Below are 18,970 nucleotides of genomic sequence, written 5' to 3'. Positions count from 1 at the left end.
GTGAAGCCGGGTGCCGTCGCGGCGACGGGTTGCGGACCCCGCAGGTCCGCCCCTCCGGCCGAGCCGACCGATCACCGGGAGCACGACATGGGCCTCATCCACATCGAGCTGTTCGCCACCCTCGACCTCGTCGGGCAGGCGCCGGGCGGCCCCGACGAGGACCCGGTCGGGTTCCCGTTCGGCGGCTGGCAGGCACCCCTGCTGGACGAGGTCGCCGGTGCGCAGATCGGTGCCGCGTACGAGGACACGGACGCCCTCCTCCTCGGCCGGCGGACGTACGACATCTTCGCCGCCTACTGGCCGCACCAGGAGGGCGGCGAGGACAACGAGATCGCCACGCTCTTCAACAGCGTCCCGAAGTACGTGGCCTCCCGCGGCAGGCCCGACCTCTCGTGGGTCGGATCCGTGCACCTCGGCCCCGACCTGACCGGCGCGGTGCGCGAGATCCGTGACCGGCACGAGCACGTGAAGGTCGTCGGGAGCCTGAACCTGGTGCAGACCCTCCTGCGCGAGAAGCTCTTCGACCGTCTCGATCTCTGGGTCCACCCGATCGTGCTCGGTGTCGGGAAGAAGGTGTTCGACGGCGGCGCGGTCCCCACGAACGTCACTCTTCTCGAACCGCCCACGGCCAGCCCGAACGGCACCGTGTACCTGCGCTACGGGCTGGCCGACGGCACGCCCGGCACGGGCGACATGAGCGCGCCCGATCGCGGTGTCGCGCGCCACGAGTCGACTTGACCCGGCCCTGAAGGGACCGGGCTTGTGGGTAGGGCGCGGCTGGCTGCCGCGTGGCCTCCCACGTCTGAGCCACCTGACTTGTTGAATCGGACCCTCGTCGGTCAGCGTTCCCATCAGCATGGCGCCGAGGCTGAGCACACTGACCTCGCGGCGGGTCCTCGGGTCCGTGCCGACCGTGCGGTACTGCATGCCGAATTCTCCTCTCACGGGCCGCCAACTGGGGTCTGCGGGCAGAAGTTTGGACGCTGGAGTGCACTCGATGGTCCAGACCGCTGACCCGAAGAGCGCCGCCGCAGGAGAAGACACCACCGGCGATTCCCGGGCGGGTTGCGGTCGGCGACGCACCTGCGCGGGCCGATCAGGGCTGCCTGCACCGGCCCCTCCCGGCGGGGCTCACGGCGGCAGTCGGCCGACCACGTGCCCCGGCGAGCCGCCCACGTCTCCGCCGACATCCCGTCAACACCGCGCCCGGACGGCGCGCAGTGCCCACCCGGCCGGTCGAGCGGGACGAGCGCGCAGGGCAGGACGGCTACCGGGCCGCCTCGGCCCGCGGGCTCCTCCCGCCGGTCACGGCCACCGTCTCCAGGCCGGCGCGCGAACGCACCAGCAGAGCAACGGCGCAGCGCAGGTGGCGGTTGACGACGGGCAGCAGGGTGCCGCGGAAGCGGTCGGCCGCCTGCAGGTGGGCCGCGACCTCGTCCAGGAGAGCGGCCGCGCGGCGGATCCCCTCGCCCCGGTCACTCACCCGGTACTCCCCCGCCAGAGCCTCCGCGGTGCGTGCTAGTTCGCCGGTGCCGGGATCCTCCAGCAGATCCGCACCGAAGTACACCAACAGGACAGCCAGTTGTGCCAGCAGATCGTCCCTGCGCCGCACCCACCACACGCTCACGCTGTGATCATTCACCATCACTGGGCGTGCAGGGTCGATAACCGGCCAACTCCGGCCCCTGCCGCGGCGCTCCCGCACCCGCGGCGCCACGGGGACGGGCCTCGGCGCAGGACCCTGGCCCACCGGCGCAGGCGCGCGGCCGGGGCGCAGGTGAAGCGTGGTGCGCTCGGCGGGCCGGGCGACGTGAGTATCTTGATCCGGTGGATGAGCCGATGGTGCCGACTGCAGGCATGGTGGTCAGCGTGCGCACGCGCCAGGACGTGGTGATCGCCGATCCGGAGCGGTTCCTGGCCGCGGCCCGCGCGGCCCACCGCGAACTCACCCCCGATGCCACCGAGGAGACGGCCGCCGAGTACGTCCAGGACGTCCGTGACGCCGTGTTCGTTCTGCTGGAGCGGTTCGGGCGGCTCACGGCCGAACCGCACCCCGCTCCACCCGGAGGCCCCGGCCTGCCGGCCGCGGACCGCCCGGACGGCCTCTCCCCCGCCGGCGAGCTCACGCAGCTCGTCTTCGACGACCCCTCGACGTTGCAGGGCTACGGCTGCTTCCTGCCCGAGGACCCGTTCGCCCTCCCGCCGGCCACGTGATCCGGAGGAGCGAGCCCGGAACGTACGGCTCGAAGTCGTTCCTCACCGAGGTGCCCGCCAACCCGTGCGCACCGGCCGCCCACCGGCTGACACCGTCACCGACTCCGTCACCACCGACCTCCGCCGACAGCAACACCCCCACCAGATTCGACAGCCGGGCGAGCGCCACACCCCGACACCCGTGGTCACCGCACGGAAGGACGACCAGCGCGCCGGCCGGCCGAAACGGGCCCGCACCGCCTCCGGGCACCACCAGACGTGGTCGGCCCGGGGGGCGCAGGCCACGGGATCACCCGGAGCGGCGGCCGTCCGGCTCCTCTTCCGGCCGGCCCCGCCCCCGCCGCATCCGCGACCTCGCGACACCCGCGCGGACCGCGGCCGCCACACCCGCACCGAACCAGCAGAGCTCGAACGCCACCCGCACCGGCCCGTGCAGGGGACGGTCGGCCGTCGGTGCCGCGAACTGCCCCCACAGCACGGCGAGTCCCGCCACCGCCACCACGGCGACGAGCAGCCGCACGGAGCGCCGGCCGGGCCTGCGCCACGCCCACCAGCCGGCCGCTGCGTAGACGGCCACCTCCGCGCCGAACGCCAACACCCCGAACGCCGTCACGCCGCTCACCGGGCCACCCACCAGGCGGAGACCAGGTGCAGCACCGCGAACGCGCCGGCCCCGAACCCCATACCGAGGTTCCGCAGCCGAAAGCCGATCGCCGAATCCCCCACCTGCGCCAGGCCCGACACCAGCAACATCGGCCAGGCCACCGCCGCAGTGCCCGCCGCCATCACCACCGCCGTCGCCACCCCCAGGGGCACTGCCCGCGCGGAGTACGCCCGGGCATACACGTGCGTCCCGACCGTGACCGGCTCACCCGCGGGCAGCCCCAGGCCGGGGCGCACCACGCCCGCAACACTCGATCCCGCACTCACCAGCGCGGCCAGCGCGTTGACCGCCGCCAGAACTCCCATCCCATCTCCCCCTGAATCATTCGAGCTGTGAACGATATTGGAACGGTATCATTCGTGCCATGAGCGATGTCAAGGGAGCGGCGGCGCTGCGCGCCACCCTCGTCTACAACCTGGGCACCCTCGGCGCCCTGGCGTCCGACCGCTTCGCCGACCGGGTCGAGGAACTCGGACTCAAGCCGAAGCACGCCGGCCTGCTGGCCGCACTCGACGCCGGACCGACCGCCTCCCAGCAAGAACTGGCCACCCGTCTCGGCGTCGCTCCCAGCCTGATCGTCGCGCTGGCCGACCAGCTCCAGGAACTCGGCGCGGTCGAACGCGTCCGCGACCCGCAGGACCGCCGCCGCCAGGTCCTCAACCTCACCCCCGAAGGCCGACGCCTGCTCACCCGCTGCACCGAAGCCGCCGAAGCCACCGACGCCGAACTGACCGCCGGATTCACCGAACCACAGCGCGCCGCACTCACCCACGCCCTGCGCACCCTCGGCGAGCACCACACCCCGAACTGACCACCGACCCGGCCCGGCGGCCCCCAGCACGGGAACCGCCGACACCCGGGCCAGGCACCGAGAGGCAGGGACTCAGGGCAGGCGCGGGCAGGCGACACGCCCCGCCACCCTGCGGCCCGACACGCCGGCGACACCAACCTGATGTGCCGTTGGTCCGGTCGCACACGGCGTGGCGCTGCCCGTGGCGTCGCCGGTGCGGTCGGGGCCTCGGTGAACAGCGGCGGCCACAGAGGCGAACCCAGCCGACCCAGTCGGGCAAGGGGGCCGAACGCCGGCCCCGACGGTGCTGAACGGGATCGGCTCGTTCACCACGTTCTCTGGGAAGCGGGCGGGGACGCAGACCCCCACGCACGGCCTACGCGGCGTCAGCACCTCCCTGCAGCCGTGCGGGTGACAAGCGGCATGAGCGCGCCAGCACGGGGAACTCCCCATTCCCCACGGTCACCACCACACAGAACGGACGGACATGGGCAGCCAGGACCAGCACAGGACACACGAGCACATCGGCACCCCCGCACACACCGCACCCGACGCCGCCGCGAATCAGACCCCCGGGCCGGCAGCACAAGCAGCCGACCAGGCGCGGACAACGCCCCACCCCGTCTTCACGAACCCCGACGCCTGACACCTGGAGCTGCCCAGCAACAGCGACAGTCCGGCGCCGAACCGGCCGCGGACCGGAGCGGAAAGAACTCCCGCACAGGCCGCCACGGAGGCCCCTGGGCACCGCCCGAACCGGACCGTCGCCACGTACGGGTCAGGGCCGGACGAACGCCAGATCGTCCGGCCGTACCCGCTCTCGCGGCCCCGCCGCTCGCAGTACCACGTCCAACACCCGCCCCGGATCGGCGGCATACGCGTTCGAGAACCACGCCATGTTGGCCTCCACCACGGCCCAGCGATGCCCCGGACGGTACGGGTCGAGCAGCTGGCCGACGTCCACCACGACGGCACTCGGCAGGGTGTGCCCGGCCACGGCGACCAGCCGGCCGACGAACTCCGCAATCTCCGCAGCCGTGGCGCGGTCAGCACGGTCCGTGCTGTCCATGCGCAGCGGGCGGGCATCGAGCCGGCCGAACACGGCATAACGGCTCGCCGTGGCGATCCGCCCGTCCAACAGGAACAGCCGGTACTCGGCCGCGAACGTCACCACCTCCGAGAAGAGCGCCGGCGTTCGCGCGTCCAGCCCGGCAGGCAGCCGGGAACCGTCGGCGTAGACGTCCGCCGGGAAGGACTTGTCGCGCGGCGGCTTGACGAACATCGGCCGATCGAGCGCCCGCGCGTCCGCGACCGTCCCCGACCGGATCCGACGGCCGGTGAACTCCTCCGGCAGATCGGCGAGCCAGTCGTCCACCGGCTCGAGCAGCGCGAACCCGCACCGGTCGGCCAGCCGCGCACCTGCGAGCGGCCCGCCGTACCAGTGCACCGGGCCCGCCACCGCGTCAAGCTCCTCGGCCGCCCGGACCGCCGTCCCACGTCCCACCGCCTCGTCGGCCAGCAACTCCATCGTCGACGTCCGCCGCCCCGGCATGACCAGCACCGCAATCCCCCTCCGGTCCGCAAGACCGCCACGCTAGCCGCGCCGCCCCCACCACCGCAGCCCAGTTACCGGACGGTCGATCGGTCAGCGGTCGGACGGCCCCGAGCGGAGCCGGCCACCGCCAGCCCGCCGCCGAACGAGCTCACGGAGCGAGACGGGTCACCAGCCCCGACAGCACCACCGGTAACTTCCCCTGCCGACACCCAGCACGCGGCGAGCAGCCCGCTCGTTCCCGCCCGCCTCCAGGAGAACGCCCATGTTCACGGTCAACGAGTACTTCGACGGCACCGTCACGTCGATCGCCTTCAAGCAGGAGCACGGGCGCGCGACCATCGGTGTCATGGCCCCCGGCGAGTACGAGTTCGGCACCGCCGCGCCGGAAACCATGCACGTGATCAGCGGCGCCCTCACCGTCCAGCTCCCCGGCGCCCTCGCGTGGGAGACCTTCGCCGCCGGCGCCCGGTTCGACGTCCCCGGCGAGAGCACGTTCCGTCTCAAGGTCGACGGCGAGACCGCCTACCTCTGCGAATACCACTGACCCCGTCCGCCACGGCCGGAACCACCACGGACTCCGACGCCCGGCGGTGAACACGCGGAGAGCAGAGCAGAAGCGGGCCTTCGACCGGTTCGGTCGAAGGCCCGCTTCGCTTTGGTGAAAGGCCGCTTGCCACACCCGCAGCCCGCGGCGGCACCCGCAGTCGTCGGTCTTCTGCCGTCCGGCCGGGGCCGGCACGGCGGGAAGGGCACAGGGCAGGTCGGCCAGGGAGCTGTCGGGCCGTCAGGGCGACGCGGCGGTGGTGAAGAGCGGGGCGCAGCCGGGCTGTCAGCGGCGGTCGGAGTAGTTCGGCCAGGGCTGGACGGTCAGCATGATGAACGCCTGCTCGCCGCTGTTCTTCGCCTCCCCCTTCTGTCCGGCAGCGCTCGGGAAGGGCGACCCGGCCGGAGTGATTCTCGCCCCGTCGAACACCGAGGGGTTGGAGCCGTCCTCGCCGCCGTCTTAGAAGCAGCTCAGGTTGGTGACGAAGGTCTGGATCTCGCGGTCCGGCGCGTATGCCCGTCACCGCACCCGTCGACCGTGGGACTTGAACCTGCGGACCCGGTGCCGCCGGCGAGCTGTTCAGCCCGACGGGGGGATGAACCACTGCTGCGACCGGTTGCCCGGCGTGCAGGTCTGCATGGTCGCCGCGCTGCCGGCGCCGTTGTCGGTCAGGCAGGTCGAGCTGCTGTAGTCCTTGAGGTAGACGGCGCCCTGGGTGGGCGCGCTGCTCACCGTCCAGCGATAGGTGACGCTGAAGCCCGAGGAGAGTTCGACCCTGTTGCCGTTCTGGACGAGTCCCGGCTTGCTCATATTGCAGGGGTAGAGGCTGTACCAGCCGCCCGGGTCGGGGGCCGAGCGGATCCAGCCGTAGGACGTGTTGCGGCCCACCACCGCGCTGGTCCCGCCCGCCAGGCCCGCTGCGGCGAGGCCCAGCCGCTGGCCGCTGCCGACGCCGGTGATGTGGCCCCAGCCGGTGCCGCCGCAGCCCTGGGGCGGCCCGCTCTGCGCCGGGGTGGTCGCGGCTGCCGTGGTGGCCGGGGTGTTGGCGGGCGGCCGGGCGGCTCCCCCGGTGTTGTCGGCGCCCCCGCCCGTACCGGTGCCCGCGGCGGCACCGCCTGCGGCGCCACCACCGGTAGCACCACCCGCGCCGGCCTGGTCGGGCGCCGGGTTGCCCGTCTGCTGGCCCGGTGCGGTCGGCGGGCCGGTGGGGCTGCCCGGCAGGGGCGATGCGGCGCCGGTGCCGGTCGTGCTGCCCGCCGCGGCGCCCGGGCTGACCGGGGCCGTCACCGAGGGCTGCTGCCCGGCCCCTTGTGCGCGGGACTGCCACGGGGCCTGCTCGACCAGGACCACACTGCCGACCCCGGCCGAGATCACCACCGGGATGACGATCGGGACGATCAGTCGGCTGCGCCGCCGCTGCTGGGGCTCGGCAGGAGCGGGGCGGGGAGTCTCGGCCTGCGGCGCCTCCCGCGGGACGGGCTCGGGCACGGTCGCGAACACGGTGGGTTCACGGACCGCCTGCCCGGCGCCCGGCCGGGCCGCTGCCGCGCGGGCGGCGGCCGCCATCGCGCCGGCGTCGGGGAAGCGCTGGGCCGGGTCCTTGGCCAGGGCGGTGGCGACGAAGTCGCGGACGGCTCGCGGGAATTCGTCGGACAGCCGGGGCGGGGGCTGCTGGATGTGCTTGAGCACGATCTCCAGGACCGTCTCCCCGGTGAACGGCAGCCGGCCGGTGAGCAGTTCGAAGCAGACCACGCCGATCGAGTACAGGTCGCAGAGCGGGGTGGTCGGTTTGCCGTCGGCCTGCTCGGGGGCGATGTAGAGGGCGGTGCCGAGCACCGAGTTGGTGGTGGTGATCTTCGTCCCGGCCATCGCGTGGGCGATGCCGAAGTCGGTCACCGTCACGCCGCCATCGCTGCGCACCATCAGGTTGGACGGCTTCAGGTCGCGGTGCACGATGTCCTGCCGGTGCGCGGCGTGCAGCGCGTCCAGCGCGTCGGCCAGGATGCCGAGCGCCCGCGCGGGCACCATCGGGCCCTCTGCCGCCAGGACGGAGTTCAGCGGGCGCCCGTCGATGAACTCCATGACGATGTAGGCGATCTGCTGGTCCGACTCGCCGCCCGGCTCCGCGTAGTCGTGCACGTGCACGATGCCCGGGTGCCGGAGGGTGGCGAGGATTCGCGCCTCGCGCCTGAACCGCTCGGTGAAACTGCGGTCCTCGAGCAGCCCCGGCTGCATGATCTTGACGGCGACCTGCCGCTTCAGCACGCCGTCGTCGGCGCGCCAGACCTCGCCCATACCGCCGACTCCGACCCGGTCGGTGAGCGTGTAGCGCCCCCCGAGCACGGTCCCCCGCCCCCACATGCCGGCCCCCTCGTCGTGACCTTCGCCGAAAGATCGTCAAGTCGCGGCTCAGTCTGCCAGATGACGAACCATCGGTTCCGGGCGCGGGAGTACCAGCTGTGTCACAGCACCCCGTGGACGATCACGGCGGGGCGAGGCCCCGGGCCGCGGCGGGCGGGCGGCACTGTCACCGCCCGGACCCGACGGGCCCCGGATGCGGTGCTCCGTCAGAAGCCGCCGTTGACGACGGCGTTCTGCACCGCACCTGCGGTGACGCCCCACTTCCGCAGGATGGTCTCGTACTCGTTGCTGCGGATCATCTGGTTCAGCGCCCTCACCAGGACGTCGCGCAGTTCGGTGTTCTTCCTGTCGACGGCGATTCCGTACGGCGACGGCTGCAGCTGGGCGCCGGCCACGTCGAACTTGGCGCCGTTCGGGCCGCCCTTCGCGGCGACGTAGGCGGCCACCGGGTAGTCGTTCAGGTCCGCGTCGGCACGGCCTGCGGCCACCTCGGCGAGCGCCTCGTTGTCGTTGTCGAACAGCTTCACCGTCAGCGGCTTGCGCAGCCGGGCGCAGGCGCCGACCTGGCGATCGATGATGGTGGCCTGGGTGGTGCCGCGCTGCAGTGCCACGGTGTGGCCGCACAGGTCGTCCAGCTTCGCGATGCCGTACTGGTTGCCCTTCGGCACGAGCATCTGGGTGCCGGCGATGAAGTAGTCGACGAAGTCGACGCCCGGGTTGACCACCTTGCCGTTGTCGTCGGTGCCCTCGCGGCGCTGCCGGTTGTCCGTCATCGCGGACATCGCCAGGTCGAACTCGCCGGCCTGCAGGCCCGGTATCAGCTTGTCGAACGCGGTGTCGGTGAACTCCACCGTCACACCGAGCTGCTTGCCGAGCGCCGTGGCGATGTCCGGGTCGATGCCGACCGGGGAGCCGTCCGAGGCCTTGAACTCCACCGGCGCGTAGTTCAGGTCGGAGGCGATCTTGAGGACCCCCTTGGTGCGGACGCTCTCCGGCAGCCGGGCGTGCAGGTCGTCCTCGCTGGGCTTGCCAGCGTCGGAGCTGCCGCACGCGGTCAACAGCACGGTTCCCGCCAGGAGGGCCGCCCCCGCGGCGAGGGTACGGGGAGCGCGGAGGGTGAGACGGTGCATGCGGTGGGTCCTCCTGGGTCAGCGGGCCGGGCAGGTCGGGGGGAGGCCGCGGGGCCACCGGACGGTGACGTCGGTCCGTGGACGAACGGAACCGTGCGACAACCGGCACGGGGACGCGATCCTGCCACCGCACCCGTGGGTACGAGGTTGCGGAGAGGTCAGAATCCGGTATCGGGTCGGACGTCAACGGCGCCGGTCCGGACAGTCGGGGACGGGCGGCCACGACAGCCGACGACCGGCGCGGCCCGGATGGCGGCCTCACAGGCCGCGACCAGCCGCGACCAGCCGCCGCCAGGCCGCCGCCGGGAACAGAAGTTGCGCTTTGCGCAATTTTGCTGGGCGCGCATCTTTGCGTGGCCCGCACTTTTGGGTACGGTTGCCGCATGGGGTTGCGGGAACAGAAGAAGGCCGAGACGCGTGCGGCGCTCAGCTGGGCCGCGCTGCGGCTCACCGTGGAGCGCGGGTTCGGGAACGTCCGGGTGGAGGACATCGCCGCCGCGGCCGGCGTGTCGCCGCGGACCTTCAACAACTACTTCGCCGGCAAGGGCGAGGCGATCGTCTCCCGCCACCTCGACCGCTGCCTCGGCATCGCCGAAGCACTGCGCGAGGGCCCCGACGAGCCGCTCTGGGATGCGATCACCCGCGCGGTGGTGTCGCGGTTCGCACCCGACGCCGCCGCGACGGCGAACCCCGTCGGCGACCCGGCACAGTGGGCGGCTGGTGTGCGCGCCGTGCTCGCCGAGCCCGCGCTGCAGGGCGAGATGCTCAAGGCCGGAGCGGTCGCCGAGGCGGAGATCGCCGCCGCCGTCGCCGACCGCACCAACACCGATCCGGAGCGGGACCTCTACCCGCACCTCGTCGCCTCCGCCGTCATGGCGGCGACGAACACCGCCATGGCCCACCATCTGCGCACCGCGCCGCCGGTGCCGGTCCACCACCTGGTCGCGGACGCGCTCGCACAGATCGCGGCGGGCCTTCCCACGCCCTGATCCACCGCCGACGGCGGACGGGCAGCCCGGTGCATGCACCGCCGGGCCGCCGTCCCCTGCCCGGAAGAGGAGCCACACCATGATCGACGTCGTCATCGCGGGCGCCGGCCCCAACGGCCTGATGCTCGCCTGTGAACTGGCCCTGGCCGGCGTGCGCCCGCTCGTCCTGGAACGCCTGACCGCACCGACCACCGAGCAGCGGGCGAACGGGCTCGTCGGCCAGGTCGTGCGCATGCTCGACCGCCGCGGGCTGTACGAGCGCCTCACCGCCCCCGGCGCGGTGCCCTCGCCGGCGCCCGCCTTCGTGTTCGGGGCGTTCCCGCTCGCTCTGGCCGACCTGCCGGACAACCCGCTCCACACGCTGGCGGTGCCGCAACGCCGCATCGAGCAGGTGCTCGGCGACCGCGCGGCCGAGCTGGGTGTCGAGGTGCGCCGCGGCCACGAGATCACCGGCCTGGAGCAGCGCGAGCACTCCGTGGTCGTGGAGACGGCCGGACGGGAGCCGGTCGAGGCGGCGTACCTGGTCGGCGCCGACGGCGGGCACAGCGTCGTCCGCACGCTCGCCGGGATCGACTTCCCGGGGGTGACCAGGGACGACTCGGTGTCCTTCAGCGGGCACGTGGCCGTGCCGCCGGGGGCGGTGGATGCCGGCGGCGGCTTGGCCGTGCCGGGATTCGGCACCGTCCCGCCGTTCCGGCACCTGCGGACCGAGCACGGCGTGATCGCCTGGGCGCCGTTCCCGGGGCGCGATCCGCTGATCAGCACCACGGAGTGGGGGCTGCCCGAGGAGGGTGAGGCGTCCCTCGGCGAACTGCGTGCGAGCGCCGCCCGCGTGCTCGGCGCGGACGTCCCGCTCCACCCGCCGACCGGACCGGGACCGCACCTGATGAGGCGCCTGTTCGGCGGCAACACCCGGATCGCCTCGCGCTACCGCGCGGGCCGCGTGTTCCTGCTCGGGGACGCCGCGCACGTCCACTCGGCGATCGGCGGCCCGGGGCTGAACCTGGGCCTCCAGGACGCCGTGAACCTGGGCTGGAAGCTCGCGGCGGCGGTACGCGGCCTCGCACCCGAGGGCCTGCTGGACAGCTACGAGTCGGAACGCCTCCCTGCGGCGCGGCGTGTCGCGATGCACACCCGGGCGCAGTCGATGCTGATCCGGCCCGGCGGCGAGGTGACGGCGCTGCGCGAACTGTTCGCCGAACTGCTGGCCCCGGTCGCCGCTCGGCAGCACATCGCGGAGCTGATGGCCGGCGCCGACATCACCTACGACATGGGCCCGGCCACCGGGCCGCTCGTCGGGCGGTGGGCACCGGACGCGCCGGGCCTGCGCGATCTGACCCGGACGGGCCGTGCGCTCCTGCTGGACCCCACCGGCACCCTCGACACGGGTCCGTGGGCGCCGTACGTCGACACCGTCGCCGTCCCGGGCCTCGACACCGCGCTGCTGCTCCGTCCCGACTGCTACGTGGCCTGGCAGGGCAGCACGGGCGACGGCCTGCACGCGGCGCTGGGGACGTGGTTCCGGCCGGCCCGGGATGCGGTCACGGCCTGCGCACGGATCACGACCTGATCACAGGTCACCGCCCGCGCACCTGGGCGAGCGTGAAGGCGGAGTCGCCCGGCTCCCGGCAGAGGGGTTGCCGGTGGCCCACCCGGTCCGGGCAGGTGGTCGCGGTGGCGGCCCGGACGGTCGTCCGGGCCGCCACCGCGGGGCCTGCTATTCGGCCCCGGTGACGCCGGGGGCGACGAACCGGCGGTGCAGCGGGCTGAAGGAGACTTCCGGGGCGCCGGTGATGCCGGCCTTCTCCACCGCCGGCGCGAGCCGCTGGGCGAGGAACGTCTCGAAGGCCTCCTGGGAGTCCCACACGTCGGTCACGTGCAGGCCCTGCGCGTCGAACCAGGCCACGTGGACGTGGCCCCCGGCCGCCGGGACCTCCTCCCAGTCGACGGCGTCCCGCACCGTGTCGTACTGCTCCGGCGTGACCTCGGCCCAGTGCATCGACATCACCACAGCCATGTCCATCTCCCCTTTCCTCAGCGGTGCACGGATCGGACACCAGCCAACAGCCGCCCGCCGCCGCCCGCACTCCGGCAGCGGCCGGCGGTGTCCCCCGGCCGGTGACCCGCCCGTCCATCGTCCCTTCCCCGAGCACCGGGCAGGCAGGGCGTGCGGACGTGCGACCGACGTGGCAGAACGGCGCCGAACGCCCGGTACACAATGCGCCCGGGCGCCACGGGCACGGTCGGACGACGCACCGTGCGAGGGTCGGCGGGCCCTTCCACCGGCGACCGGCAGGCGGCCGCGACATCGGGGGGCTCAGTCGTCCGGTCCGCTGGGGGTCCCGTCGAACACCCGCCGGAGCAGGCCGTGGAGCTGGGTGCGCTCGGCCCGGGACAGCGGCGCGAGGAGCTCCGCCTGGACGGCCTCGGCCTCGTCCTGCAACTCCCGCAGGAGGGCCCGCCCGGTGTCGGTGGCGGTGACCCGGATGCGCCGGCGGTCGGCCGCGTCGCGGGAGCGGTCGACCCGGCCCGCCGCGGCGAGTTCGTCGACCACCTTGGCGATGTCGCTGGGGTCGACGGACAGCCGCACCGCGAGGTCGCGCTGCACGTGCGGGCCGAAGTCGGTGAGCGCCGCGAGTACGGCCATGTGCCACAGCCGCAGTCCGCGATCGGCGAGTCGCTCGGCGAGTCGCGCCCGGGCGGTCTTGCCGGTGCGGGACAGCAGGTAGGTGCTGAGGTCCAGCAGGCTCGGTGGGACGGCAGTGGGCTCGTTCACGACAAGTATTCTAGGTCAGCACCTATAGTGGGTGCACACCCACTGTATTGAGGAGCAATCGTGGACGCGCTGCACCCCCGCCTGCTGGTCGACCGGTTCGCCGAGACCTTCCGCTTCTACCAGGCGGTGCTGCCCGAACTCGCCGGCGCCGAACTGACCCGAGGCACCGCCGACGGCCCCTACGCCAGCTGGGACGTGGCCGGCCAGGGGACGCTGGCGCTGTTCGACCGCACCGCGCTGGCCGCCGCGCTCGGCACCGACTCGGCCCGGACCGAACCGGCCGGCAGTGGAGTGATGTTCGTCTGCCGGGTCGACGACGTGGACGCCGGATATCACCTCTGTCTGCTCAACGGCGCAGTACCGGTCGCCGCCCCCGCCGACCGCCCGCAGTGGGGACCGGGCCTGCGCACCGCCCACCTCCGCGACCCGGAGGGCACCCTCGTCGAACTGCAGTCGTACTGACGCCGCACCCGACGCGGACCTCCCGCGCCGGGCCGGACGTCCCACCCCGAGCCCCCCGGGAACGCCCGCACGGCCGCAGCCGCACACCGGAGGACGGGCACAGCCCGCCGACCGCTGCCCGGTGGACCGCCGGAACGTCCGATTATCGACGGTGGTGGGAACACGCACTGACGGCCAGTCAGTTCGTCGGGGCGAGGCCGAACAACCCTTGCCGTGTCGCTCGCAGCGGACGAGTGGCGCCCGGGGACCGGCCTCGGCAACGTCCGACCGACGCAACAGCCTGGAGACACCGTGCGCGTCCTCTTCACCGGCCCGGCAGCGCCGAGCCACCTGTACCCGATGGTGCCCACCGCACAGGCCCTGCGGGCCGCGGGGCACGACATACTCTTCGCCGTCCCGCAGCCCTTGGAGCAACTCGCGGTGGCCGGCTTCTCGACGGTCGAGATCGGCGACGGGAAGCCCCTGCAGGAGGCGTTCGAAGCCGTCAGCGGCGATCACGGGACGAGCTACGCCAAGCCCGACCTGACCCAGGACCAGATCCTCGACCTCGGCGCCGCCGCCTTCGCGTACGCCTCGCGCTCCACGGTCGACGACCTGCTGGAGACCGCCCGTGCCTGGGAAGCCGACCTCCTGGTCCACGACTCCTGCCTGGCCTCGGCACAGCTGGTCGCCGCCCGGCTCAAGATCCCGGCAGCCCTCCAGAACTTCGGCTTCAGCTCGGGCCTCGACATGGCCGCCCGCCTCGCCGGCCACTTCACCGACCTCTACGAGCGGCACGGCGTGCCCGCCCCGGCCGAGACCACCCCGCTGAACATCGTCCCGGCCGAACTCGGCGGTGACCCGGTCGGCCTGCGGATGCGCTACGTCCCGTTCAACGGCGGCGGCACCGTGCCCGCCGACCTGTTGCGCCGCGGCGACCGGCCGCAGGTCGCCGTGACCCTGGGCACGGTGGTCACCCGGATCGACGGCCTGCAGGCGATCACCCGGCTGATCGAGGCCGCCGCCGCGGTCGACGCCGACTTCCTGCTCGCCGTGGGTGACGCGGATCTCACCCACCTCGGTACCCTTCCGGCCAATGTCCGCGCGCTGCCGTGGGTGCCGCTGGCCGAGCTGCTGCGCGTCTGCGACGCCGTCGTCCACCACGGCGGCTCCGGCAGCACCCTGACCGCCCTGCAGGCCGGCATCCCGCAGCTCCTCCTCCCCCAGGGCGCCGACAACTTCACCGTCGCCGACGTCCTCACCTCCACCGGCGCCGCCCTGCGCAGCGCATCCGAGGACGTCGACACGGACCTGCTCGCCCGGCTCGTCACCGACCCGGCACTCCGAGCGGCCGCCGCCCGCCTCCGGGCCCGGAACGACGACCTCCCCGCTCCGGCCGCCGTCGTCCCCGACATCGAGGCCCTCGTCACCGCCGCCCGCTGAGCCCCACGGCCACCTCGGGAAGCCGCGCCGCCGCAGGGCCGGCACCCTGCGGCGGCGCCCCCGGTCTCCGGGGCCGGCCACCTCGGCCGGCCCCGGTCGGCCGCCACCGCGACTTCGGCCGCCAACAGGCTCACCAGGACGGGCCCGCACGCACAGAGCCCTCACGGTCATGGTCCTGCCGCACCGCACCGCACCGCACCGCGGCCGGACCCACCACTTCGGACATCGCACGGTCGGGCCGGCCCGGACCCGCCCTGCCCGACGCGCGGGAGGAGCACATGGACGACACCCACGACACCGCCCCGCCCCGTACCCTGCCCGCCGAGACCCGGACCGGCCCCGCCTGACGGACAGCCGTGGCGGACCGTCAGGCGCGGGTCGGAGCCGGGGCCGGCTCGGGGTGCCGGACCGGGGTACGACGCGGGAGGAGCAGTGGGGTGGCCAGGAGGAGGACGCCGGCGAGGGCGATGGCCGTGCGCGGACCGAACAGGGCGCCCAGAACGCCCCAGGCGGCCGTGAGGAACGCGGTGGAGGCCTTGGTCGACACCGCCCAGGCGGACAGGGTGCGGGCGGTCCGGTCGGTGGCGGTGCGCTGCAGGCGGTAGGTCGCGCAGAGGGGATTGAAGACACCGCAGCACAGGACGAGCCCGAGCTCGATGCCCATCACCAGCAGCAGGCCGCCGGTGCCCGGCCGCAGGAGGGCCAGGCCGACGGGCCAGAGCGCGCGCAGTGTCCCGGTCGCGATCAGGACCCGGTGCTGCCCGAACCGGGTGGCGAGCGGTCGGGCCAGTCGGGAGCCGAGCAGGCCGCCGACGGCGGACACGGCGAAAGCGAGGCCGTAGGCCCATGGCGCGAAGCCGAGGCGGCCGAGCATCAGAACGGCCAGCAGTGGTTCGGTGGCCATCAGCAGGCCGTTGAACAGTGCGGTGTTGAGGAAGAGGGGTCGCAGTGTCCGGTCGGTGAGGATGTACCGCCAGCCGTCGAGCAGCTCCCCGGCCTTCGGGCGGGCGGCCGGACGGCGAGCGGGCGGCGGCTCGTGCCCGCCCATCGCCCGGATGCCCACGGCGGAGAGCAGGTAGCTGACCGCGTCGGCCAGCACCGTCGCCACCGGTCCGAGGAGTCCGATGGCAGCGCCGCCCAGAGGTGGGCCGACGATGGTGGTCGTCCAAGCCGTGGATTCGAACCGGGCGTTCGCGGCGAGCAGGTCCTCGGACGGCAGGAGCGTCTTCAGGTGTGCGCCGGAGGCGGTACGGAAGGTGATGTCGGCCGCCGCGACCACGACCGAGACCAGCAGGAGCTGGAGGAAGGTGAGCGCGCCGAGCGCGAACGCGAGCGGGATCGTCGCGAGCGCCGCGAACCGCACCAGGTCCGTCCCGATCAGGACCGGCCGCTTGCGGCGGAACTCCACCCACGGGCCGAGCGGCGCCGCCGCGGCTGCGCCCACCGCCGCCCCCGCGGAGGAGAGCGCGGCGACCTCGGCCGGTCCTGCGTGCAGCACCCGGACGGCGATCAGCGGGAACGCACCGAAGGCGAGCCAGGTGCCGAGCGCGCTCGTCCCGTACGCCGCCCAGAGCCACCCGAACCGCCGGCCCAGCCGGTGCCCGCTCCTCATCCCCGATGCCCCTCGCCACGCAGCCGCACAACCGATCCGTGATCGGAAGCATCAAAGCGAGCACCGTGTCCAGGGATCAAACAACCACCGGGCGCCTCGGTCACAACCGAGGGTTGTACCCCTAGGGTGTCGGCATGGACCTCGACGCCGTCCGGACCTTCGTCACCGCCGCCGACGCGGGGCAGTTCCAGGAGGCCGCCGCCGAGCTTGCGGTGACCCAGCAGGCCGTCTCCAAGCGGATCGCCGCCCTGGAGCGCCGCCTCGGCGTGAGACTGTTCACCCGCACCCCGCGCGGCGCCGAGCTCACCATCGACGGGCAGGCCTTCCTGCCCCACGCCCGCGAGCTGCTCAAGATCGCCGACCGCGCGGTCGCGTCCGTGCGTGCCGGCAGCCGTCCGCTGCGCGTCGACGTGATCGCCTCACGGGTCGCGGCGTCCGGTCTGATGCGCGGCTTCCACCGTGCGCATCCCGAGATCGAGCTCGACGTGGTGATGCTGTTCGACATCGAGACGGCCGTCGCCGCCATTCGCTCCGGTGCGATCGACGCCTCCTTCCGCGCCGTCGCCGTGCCCGGGCGGCCCCTCCCCGCGGACATCGAGTCCGTGCGGGTCGTCGACGAACCGCTGCAGCTGCTCACCGGCCCCGCCCACGCACTCGCGGGCGCCCGGTCGGTGACCTTGGCCCGGCTCGCCGGACACCGAATCTGGATGCCCGGCATCGTCCCCGGCACCGAGTGGGCCGCCTACTACGACGACCTCGCCGCCGAGTTCGGCCTCACCATCGAGGCGACCGGCCCCAACTTCGGCTCCGACGCCCTCCTCGACACCATCGCCGACACCCCGGCCCTGGCCACCTTCATGGGCGAGCGGACCCGCCTGGTCTGGCCGGCCGACCACGGCCTGCGCCGGATCCCGGTGACCGGCCCGACGCCCGTCTACCCGCACTCACTCCTCTGGCACCGCGACAACCCCCACCCGGCGCTGGCCACCCTCCGCACCCACCTCGCCTCGGCATCCACCGGCCGCGACGACACCGGGACCTGGACACCTTCCTGGGTGCTCCCGCGCTGAACTCCGCCGCGCGACCGGCCGGACCGGCGGACCGAGCCACACCCCGCCCCTGACACCTGACACCTGGCAGCGCGTCGGGCGCGCCGCGGCGTCGATCCGCTTCGACGGCCATGCCTGTCCGATCGGCCGCAACCAGGGCCTCCGGTCTCCGTGGGCGGCCACGGCAAGGCCCCGGGGCGAGGTGCGGGGTCAGAGGTGCGGGGTCAGAGGTGCGGGGTCAGGCGAGGTGCTGGTCGAGGGCCATCCGCAGCAGGGAGACGGCGTAGAGGGCGTCCTGGGACAGCCAGGGCTCGCCGTCGGTGGCATCGATGACCATCCGGCCGTCGATGAACGCACCCCAGTCGTCGCCGACCGTCGCGACCCATCCGGCCGGCCGTCCGTCGGGGCGACGGACCGCGAACACGCCCGGATGGGCGTCCCAGCCCTCCACCAGCAGAGTGCCGTCCTCGACGCTCCACGCCCCGGTCGGGGCACCCAGGCCCCGCGTGTCCGGCGACGGGGAGGTGCGCCGGGCGGCGAGCGCCAGGCGCAGCGGGGCGCCGTCGCCGCCTCCCGCGCCGGGTGCTGCGGTGCCCGGTGCGGCAGGATCCGGCTCCGACAGCAGCGGCGCCGCGGCGGGTACGGGGCCGTGGTGCAGCGGCCGTCGCACCCGTACCGGGGCCCGGGACGGGGTTCCGGCGCGCGGGGGAACCTGATCTCGACCGGGCGGAGCGGTGCCGTCGGAAGGGTCGCCGGCGGGCCCGGGACCGACGCGCGGCACTGTGTCGGCGACGGCCTGTGCGGCCGCGGTGACTCCGTCCCCGCGCTGGGGCGGGGCGTGGTCGGCGAGCGTCCGGGAGCGGAGCAGGCGGGCCGTGCGCAGCAGTTCCTGGGTGGTCGAGGTGACGCTGCGCTCCAGCAGGTCCAGGGCGTGGTCGCCGTGCTGGTCCGGGCCGCCGGGGCGGGAGTGTTGCAGGTTCTCCAGGTAGCGGGCGGCGGCGTGCCGGACGCCCGCGGCGAGGTCGAGCAGGTGCCGGGCCACGGGGTCGGCGGCATCGGGGGTTTCGGCGCGCGAGGCGATCAGGGCGTCCGCCACCACCTTGTGGTGGCTCTCGGCGCGGCGGCGCCGGTACGCCTTCGACGAGCAGGACCGGGAGCAGTACACGGGTCGGCGGCCCGCCCCGGACGCGCGCACTGCGGTGCCGCACTCCGGGCACGCCGGGGCCTCGGGCCGGGCCCTTTCGGCCCGCGCGTCGAGTCCGCTGACGCCCCTGCCGGCTCGCGCGTCGAAACCCTCGTCCATGACCGGGCACAGTAGCCGGTCCGTCCGAGGGCATCCGGACCGGCCCCGGGCCTGTCCGGCCGGGCGCCGGCGGCCGGGGCGGGGGCGGGGACGCCGACG

Annotated in this window: 20 protein-coding genes and 1 pseudogene; 9 read left to right on the top strand and 12 right to left on the bottom strand. The window is 73.9% G+C overall.

All coding sequences use genetic code 11. The features are described from left to right. Window positions 1-87: 87 nt before the first annotated feature. Complete coding sequence (locus tag KSNIM_RS36885; RefSeq protein ID WP_263107546.1) at window positions 88-738, top strand: dihydrofolate reductase family protein; 651 nt, start codon at window positions 88-90, stop codon at window positions 736-738. A 93-nt stretch (window positions 739-831) separates the two neighbouring features. Here KSNIM_RS36885 and KSNIM_RS36880 read toward each other — a convergent pair. Together KSNIM_RS36880 and KSNIM_RS36875 are read right to left on the bottom strand one after the other, a co-directional pair. Continuing rightward, window positions 832-927: pseudogene (locus KSNIM_RS36880) on the bottom strand (aldo/keto reductase); the annotation flags it as partial. 340 nt (window positions 928-1,267) lie between these two features. Continuing rightward, entirely contained in the window at window positions 1,268-1,627 is a 360-nt protein-coding gene (locus tag KSNIM_RS36875; RefSeq protein ID WP_263107545.1) for a hypothetical protein, read from the bottom strand. 212 nt (window positions 1,628-1,839) lie between these two features. On the opposite strand from KSNIM_RS36875, the gene KSNIM_RS36870 reads away from it, so the two are divergent. Beyond that, the gene (locus KSNIM_RS36870) at window positions 1,840-2,214 is read left to right on the top strand and encodes a hypothetical protein (protein WP_263107544.1); all 375 of its coding nucleotides are present in this window, start codon (window positions 1,840-1,842) and stop codon (window positions 2,212-2,214) included. 289 nt (window positions 2,215-2,503) lie between these two features. Here KSNIM_RS36870 and KSNIM_RS36865 read toward each other — a convergent pair whose 3' ends face one another. Beyond that, window positions 2,504-2,836 (bottom strand): YrdB family protein, encoded by a 333-nt coding sequence (locus KSNIM_RS36865; protein WP_263107543.1) that lies wholly within the window; start codon window positions 2,834-2,836, stop codon window positions 2,504-2,506. Then, window positions 2,833-3,183 (bottom strand): hypothetical protein, encoded by a 351-nt coding sequence (locus tag KSNIM_RS36860; protein WP_263107542.1) that lies wholly within the window; start codon window positions 3,181-3,183, stop codon window positions 2,833-2,835. The genes KSNIM_RS36865 and KSNIM_RS36860 overlap by 4 nt, the downstream gene beginning before the upstream one ends. Before the next feature lie 59 nt (window positions 3,184-3,242). On the opposite strand from KSNIM_RS36860, the gene KSNIM_RS36855 reads away from it, so the two are divergent. Then, the gene (locus KSNIM_RS36855) at window positions 3,243-3,689 is read left to right on the top strand and encodes a MarR family winged helix-turn-helix transcriptional regulator (protein WP_263107541.1); all 447 of its coding nucleotides are present in this window, start codon (window positions 3,243-3,245) and stop codon (window positions 3,687-3,689) included. 757 nt (window positions 3,690-4,446) lie between these two features. Here the strand turns inward: KSNIM_RS36855 and KSNIM_RS36850 are convergent. Beyond that, window positions 4,447-5,196 carry an ATP-grasp domain-containing protein gene (locus tag KSNIM_RS36850; protein ID WP_263108246.1) on the bottom strand — a complete coding sequence of 250 codons (750 nt, stop codon included), beginning with the start codon at window positions 5,194-5,196 and terminating at the stop codon, window positions 4,447-4,449. A gap of 289 nt (window positions 5,197-5,485) precedes the next feature. Between KSNIM_RS36850 and KSNIM_RS36845 the strand changes: the two genes are divergently transcribed. Beyond that, the gene (locus KSNIM_RS36845; protein WP_263107540.1) at window positions 5,486-5,767 is read left to right on the top strand and encodes a pyrimidine/purine nucleoside phosphorylase; all 282 of its coding nucleotides are present in this window, start codon (window positions 5,486-5,488) and stop codon (window positions 5,765-5,767) included. A gap of 285 nt (window positions 5,768-6,052) precedes the next feature. Here the strand turns inward: KSNIM_RS36845 and KSNIM_RS36840 are convergent, their stop codons facing one another. The 3 genes from KSNIM_RS36840 to KSNIM_RS36830 all read right to left on the bottom strand — a co-directional run bounded on the left by KSNIM_RS36840 (window position 6,053) and on the right by KSNIM_RS36830 (window position 9,258). Continuing rightward, entirely contained in the window at window positions 6,053-6,196 is a 144-nt protein-coding gene (locus KSNIM_RS36840; RefSeq protein ID WP_263107539.1) for a hypothetical protein, read from the bottom strand. A gap of 150 nt (window positions 6,197-6,346) precedes the next feature. After that, complete coding sequence (locus tag KSNIM_RS36835; RefSeq protein ID WP_263107538.1) at window positions 6,347-8,128, bottom strand: serine/threonine-protein kinase; 1,782 nt, start codon at window positions 8,126-8,128, stop codon at window positions 6,347-6,349. A gap of 206 nt (window positions 8,129-8,334) precedes the next feature. Continuing rightward, window positions 8,335-9,258 carry an ABC transporter substrate-binding protein gene (locus KSNIM_RS36830; RefSeq protein ID WP_263107537.1) on the bottom strand — a complete coding sequence of 308 codons (924 nt, stop codon included), beginning with the start codon at window positions 9,256-9,258 and terminating at the stop codon, window positions 8,335-8,337. Between the two features lie 383 nt (window positions 9,259-9,641). On the opposite strand from KSNIM_RS36830, the gene KSNIM_RS36825 reads away from it, so the two are divergent. Both KSNIM_RS36825 and KSNIM_RS36820 read left to right on the top strand, forming a co-directional pair. Beyond that, window positions 9,642-10,247 carry a TetR family transcriptional regulator gene (locus KSNIM_RS36825; RefSeq protein ID WP_263107536.1) on the top strand — a complete coding sequence of 202 codons (606 nt, stop codon included), beginning with the start codon at window positions 9,642-9,644 and terminating at the stop codon, window positions 10,245-10,247. 79 nt (window positions 10,248-10,326) lie between these two features. After that, window positions 10,327-11,817: an FAD-dependent monooxygenase gene (locus tag KSNIM_RS36820; RefSeq protein WP_263107535.1), complete on the top strand. Its 1,491-nt coding sequence runs from the start codon at window positions 10,327-10,329 to the stop codon at window positions 11,815-11,817. 147 nt (window positions 11,818-11,964) lie between these two features. Here the strand turns inward: KSNIM_RS36820 and KSNIM_RS36815 are convergent, their stop codons facing one another. Continuing rightward, window positions 11,965-12,264: a hypothetical protein gene (locus tag KSNIM_RS36815; RefSeq protein WP_263107534.1), complete on the bottom strand. Its 300-nt coding sequence runs from the start codon at window positions 12,262-12,264 to the stop codon at window positions 11,965-11,967. A 300-nt stretch (window positions 12,265-12,564) separates the two neighbouring features. Further along, entirely contained in the window at window positions 12,565-13,023 is a 459-nt protein-coding gene (locus KSNIM_RS36810) for a MarR family winged helix-turn-helix transcriptional regulator (protein WP_263107533.1), read from the bottom strand. Window positions 13,024-13,083: 60 nt separating this feature from the next. Here KSNIM_RS36810 and KSNIM_RS36805 point away from each other — a divergent pair, with 60 nt between their 5' ends. Both KSNIM_RS36805 and KSNIM_RS36800 read left to right on the top strand, forming a co-directional pair. Beyond that, entirely contained in the window at window positions 13,084-13,485 is a 402-nt protein-coding gene (locus KSNIM_RS36805; RefSeq protein WP_263107532.1) for a VOC family protein, read from the top strand. 291 nt (window positions 13,486-13,776) lie between these two features. Beyond that, the gene (locus tag KSNIM_RS36800; protein WP_263107531.1) at window positions 13,777-14,907 is read left to right on the top strand and encodes a nucleotide disphospho-sugar-binding domain-containing protein; all 1,131 of its coding nucleotides are present in this window, start codon (window positions 13,777-13,779) and stop codon (window positions 14,905-14,907) included. Window positions 14,908-15,274: 367 nt separating this feature from the next. Here the strand turns inward: KSNIM_RS36800 and KSNIM_RS36795 are convergent, their stop codons facing one another. Then, on the bottom strand, window positions 15,275-16,519 hold the full coding sequence (locus KSNIM_RS36795; RefSeq protein ID WP_263107530.1) for an MFS transporter: 1,245 nt from the start codon (window positions 16,517-16,519) through the stop codon (window positions 15,275-15,277). A 134-nt stretch (window positions 16,520-16,653) separates the two neighbouring features. On the opposite strand from KSNIM_RS36795, the gene KSNIM_RS36790 reads away from it, so the two are divergent. Continuing rightward, complete coding sequence (locus KSNIM_RS36790) at window positions 16,654-17,589, top strand: LysR family transcriptional regulator (protein WP_263107529.1); 936 nt, start codon at window positions 16,654-16,656, stop codon at window positions 17,587-17,589. A gap of 217 nt (window positions 17,590-17,806) precedes the next feature. Here the strand turns inward: KSNIM_RS36790 and KSNIM_RS36785 are convergent, their stop codons facing one another. Then, the gene (locus tag KSNIM_RS36785; protein ID WP_263107528.1) at window positions 17,807-18,871 is read right to left on the bottom strand and encodes a hypothetical protein; all 1,065 of its coding nucleotides are present in this window, start codon (window positions 18,869-18,871) and stop codon (window positions 17,807-17,809) included. Window positions 18,872-18,970 lie beyond the last annotated feature (99 nt).

The organism is Kitasatospora sp. DSM 101779 (genome assembly GCF_025655475.1).
Lineage (GTDB): Bacteria > Actinomycetota > Actinomycetes > Streptomycetales > Streptomycetaceae > Kitasatospora.
Note: the sequence above shows the minus strand (reverse complement) of the source record. Positions and strands in the feature narration are given on the sequence as shown.

What these genes read in the sequence shown, in the direction of transcription:
- KSNIM_RS36860 (WP_263107542.1), bottom strand. Translation starts at nt 3,183, where the DNA reads ATGGGAGTTCTGGCGGCGGTCAACGCGCTGGCCGCGCTGGTGAGTGCG.
- KSNIM_RS36850 (WP_263108246.1), bottom strand. Translation starts at nt 5,196, where the DNA reads ATGGAGTTGCTGGCCGACGAGGCGGTGGGACGTGGGACGGCGGTCCGG.
- KSNIM_RS36785 (WP_263107528.1), bottom strand. Translation starts at nt 18,871, where the DNA reads ATGGACGAGGGTTTCGACGCGCGAGCCGGCAGGGGCGTCAGCGGACTC.
- KSNIM_RS36885 (WP_263107546.1), top strand. Translation starts at nt 88, where the DNA reads ATGGGCCTCATCCACATCGAGCTGTTCGCCACCCTCGACCTCGTCGGG.
- KSNIM_RS36870 (WP_263107544.1), top strand. Translation starts at nt 1,840, where the DNA reads ATGGTGCCGACTGCAGGCATGGTGGTCAGCGTGCGCACGCGCCAGGAC.
- KSNIM_RS36820 (WP_263107535.1), top strand. Translation starts at nt 10,327, where the DNA reads ATGATCGACGTCGTCATCGCGGGCGCCGGCCCCAACGGCCTGATGCTC.
- KSNIM_RS36790 (WP_263107529.1), top strand. Translation starts at nt 16,654, where the DNA reads ATGGACCTCGACGCCGTCCGGACCTTCGTCACCGCCGCCGACGCGGGG.
- KSNIM_RS36825 (WP_263107536.1), top strand. Translation starts at nt 9,642, where the DNA reads ATGGGGTTGCGGGAACAGAAGAAGGCCGAGACGCGTGCGGCGCTCAGC.
- KSNIM_RS36830 (WP_263107537.1), bottom strand. Translation starts at nt 9,258, where the DNA reads ATGCACCGTCTCACCCTCCGCGCTCCCCGTACCCTCGCCGCGGGGGCG.
- KSNIM_RS36845 (WP_263107540.1), top strand. Translation starts at nt 5,486, where the DNA reads ATGTTCACGGTCAACGAGTACTTCGACGGCACCGTCACGTCGATCGCC.
- KSNIM_RS36795 (WP_263107530.1), bottom strand. Translation starts at nt 16,519, where the DNA reads ATGAGGAGCGGGCACCGGCTGGGCCGGCGGTTCGGGTGGCTCTGGGCG.
- KSNIM_RS36835 (WP_263107538.1), bottom strand. Translation starts at nt 8,128, where the DNA reads ATGTGGGGGCGGGGGACCGTGCTCGGGGGGCGCTACACGCTCACCGAC.
- KSNIM_RS36855 (WP_263107541.1), top strand. Translation starts at nt 3,243, where the DNA reads ATGAGCGATGTCAAGGGAGCGGCGGCGCTGCGCGCCACCCTCGTCTAC.
- KSNIM_RS36815 (WP_263107534.1), bottom strand. Translation starts at nt 12,264, where the DNA reads ATGGCTGTGGTGATGTCGATGCACTGGGCCGAGGTCACGCCGGAGCAG.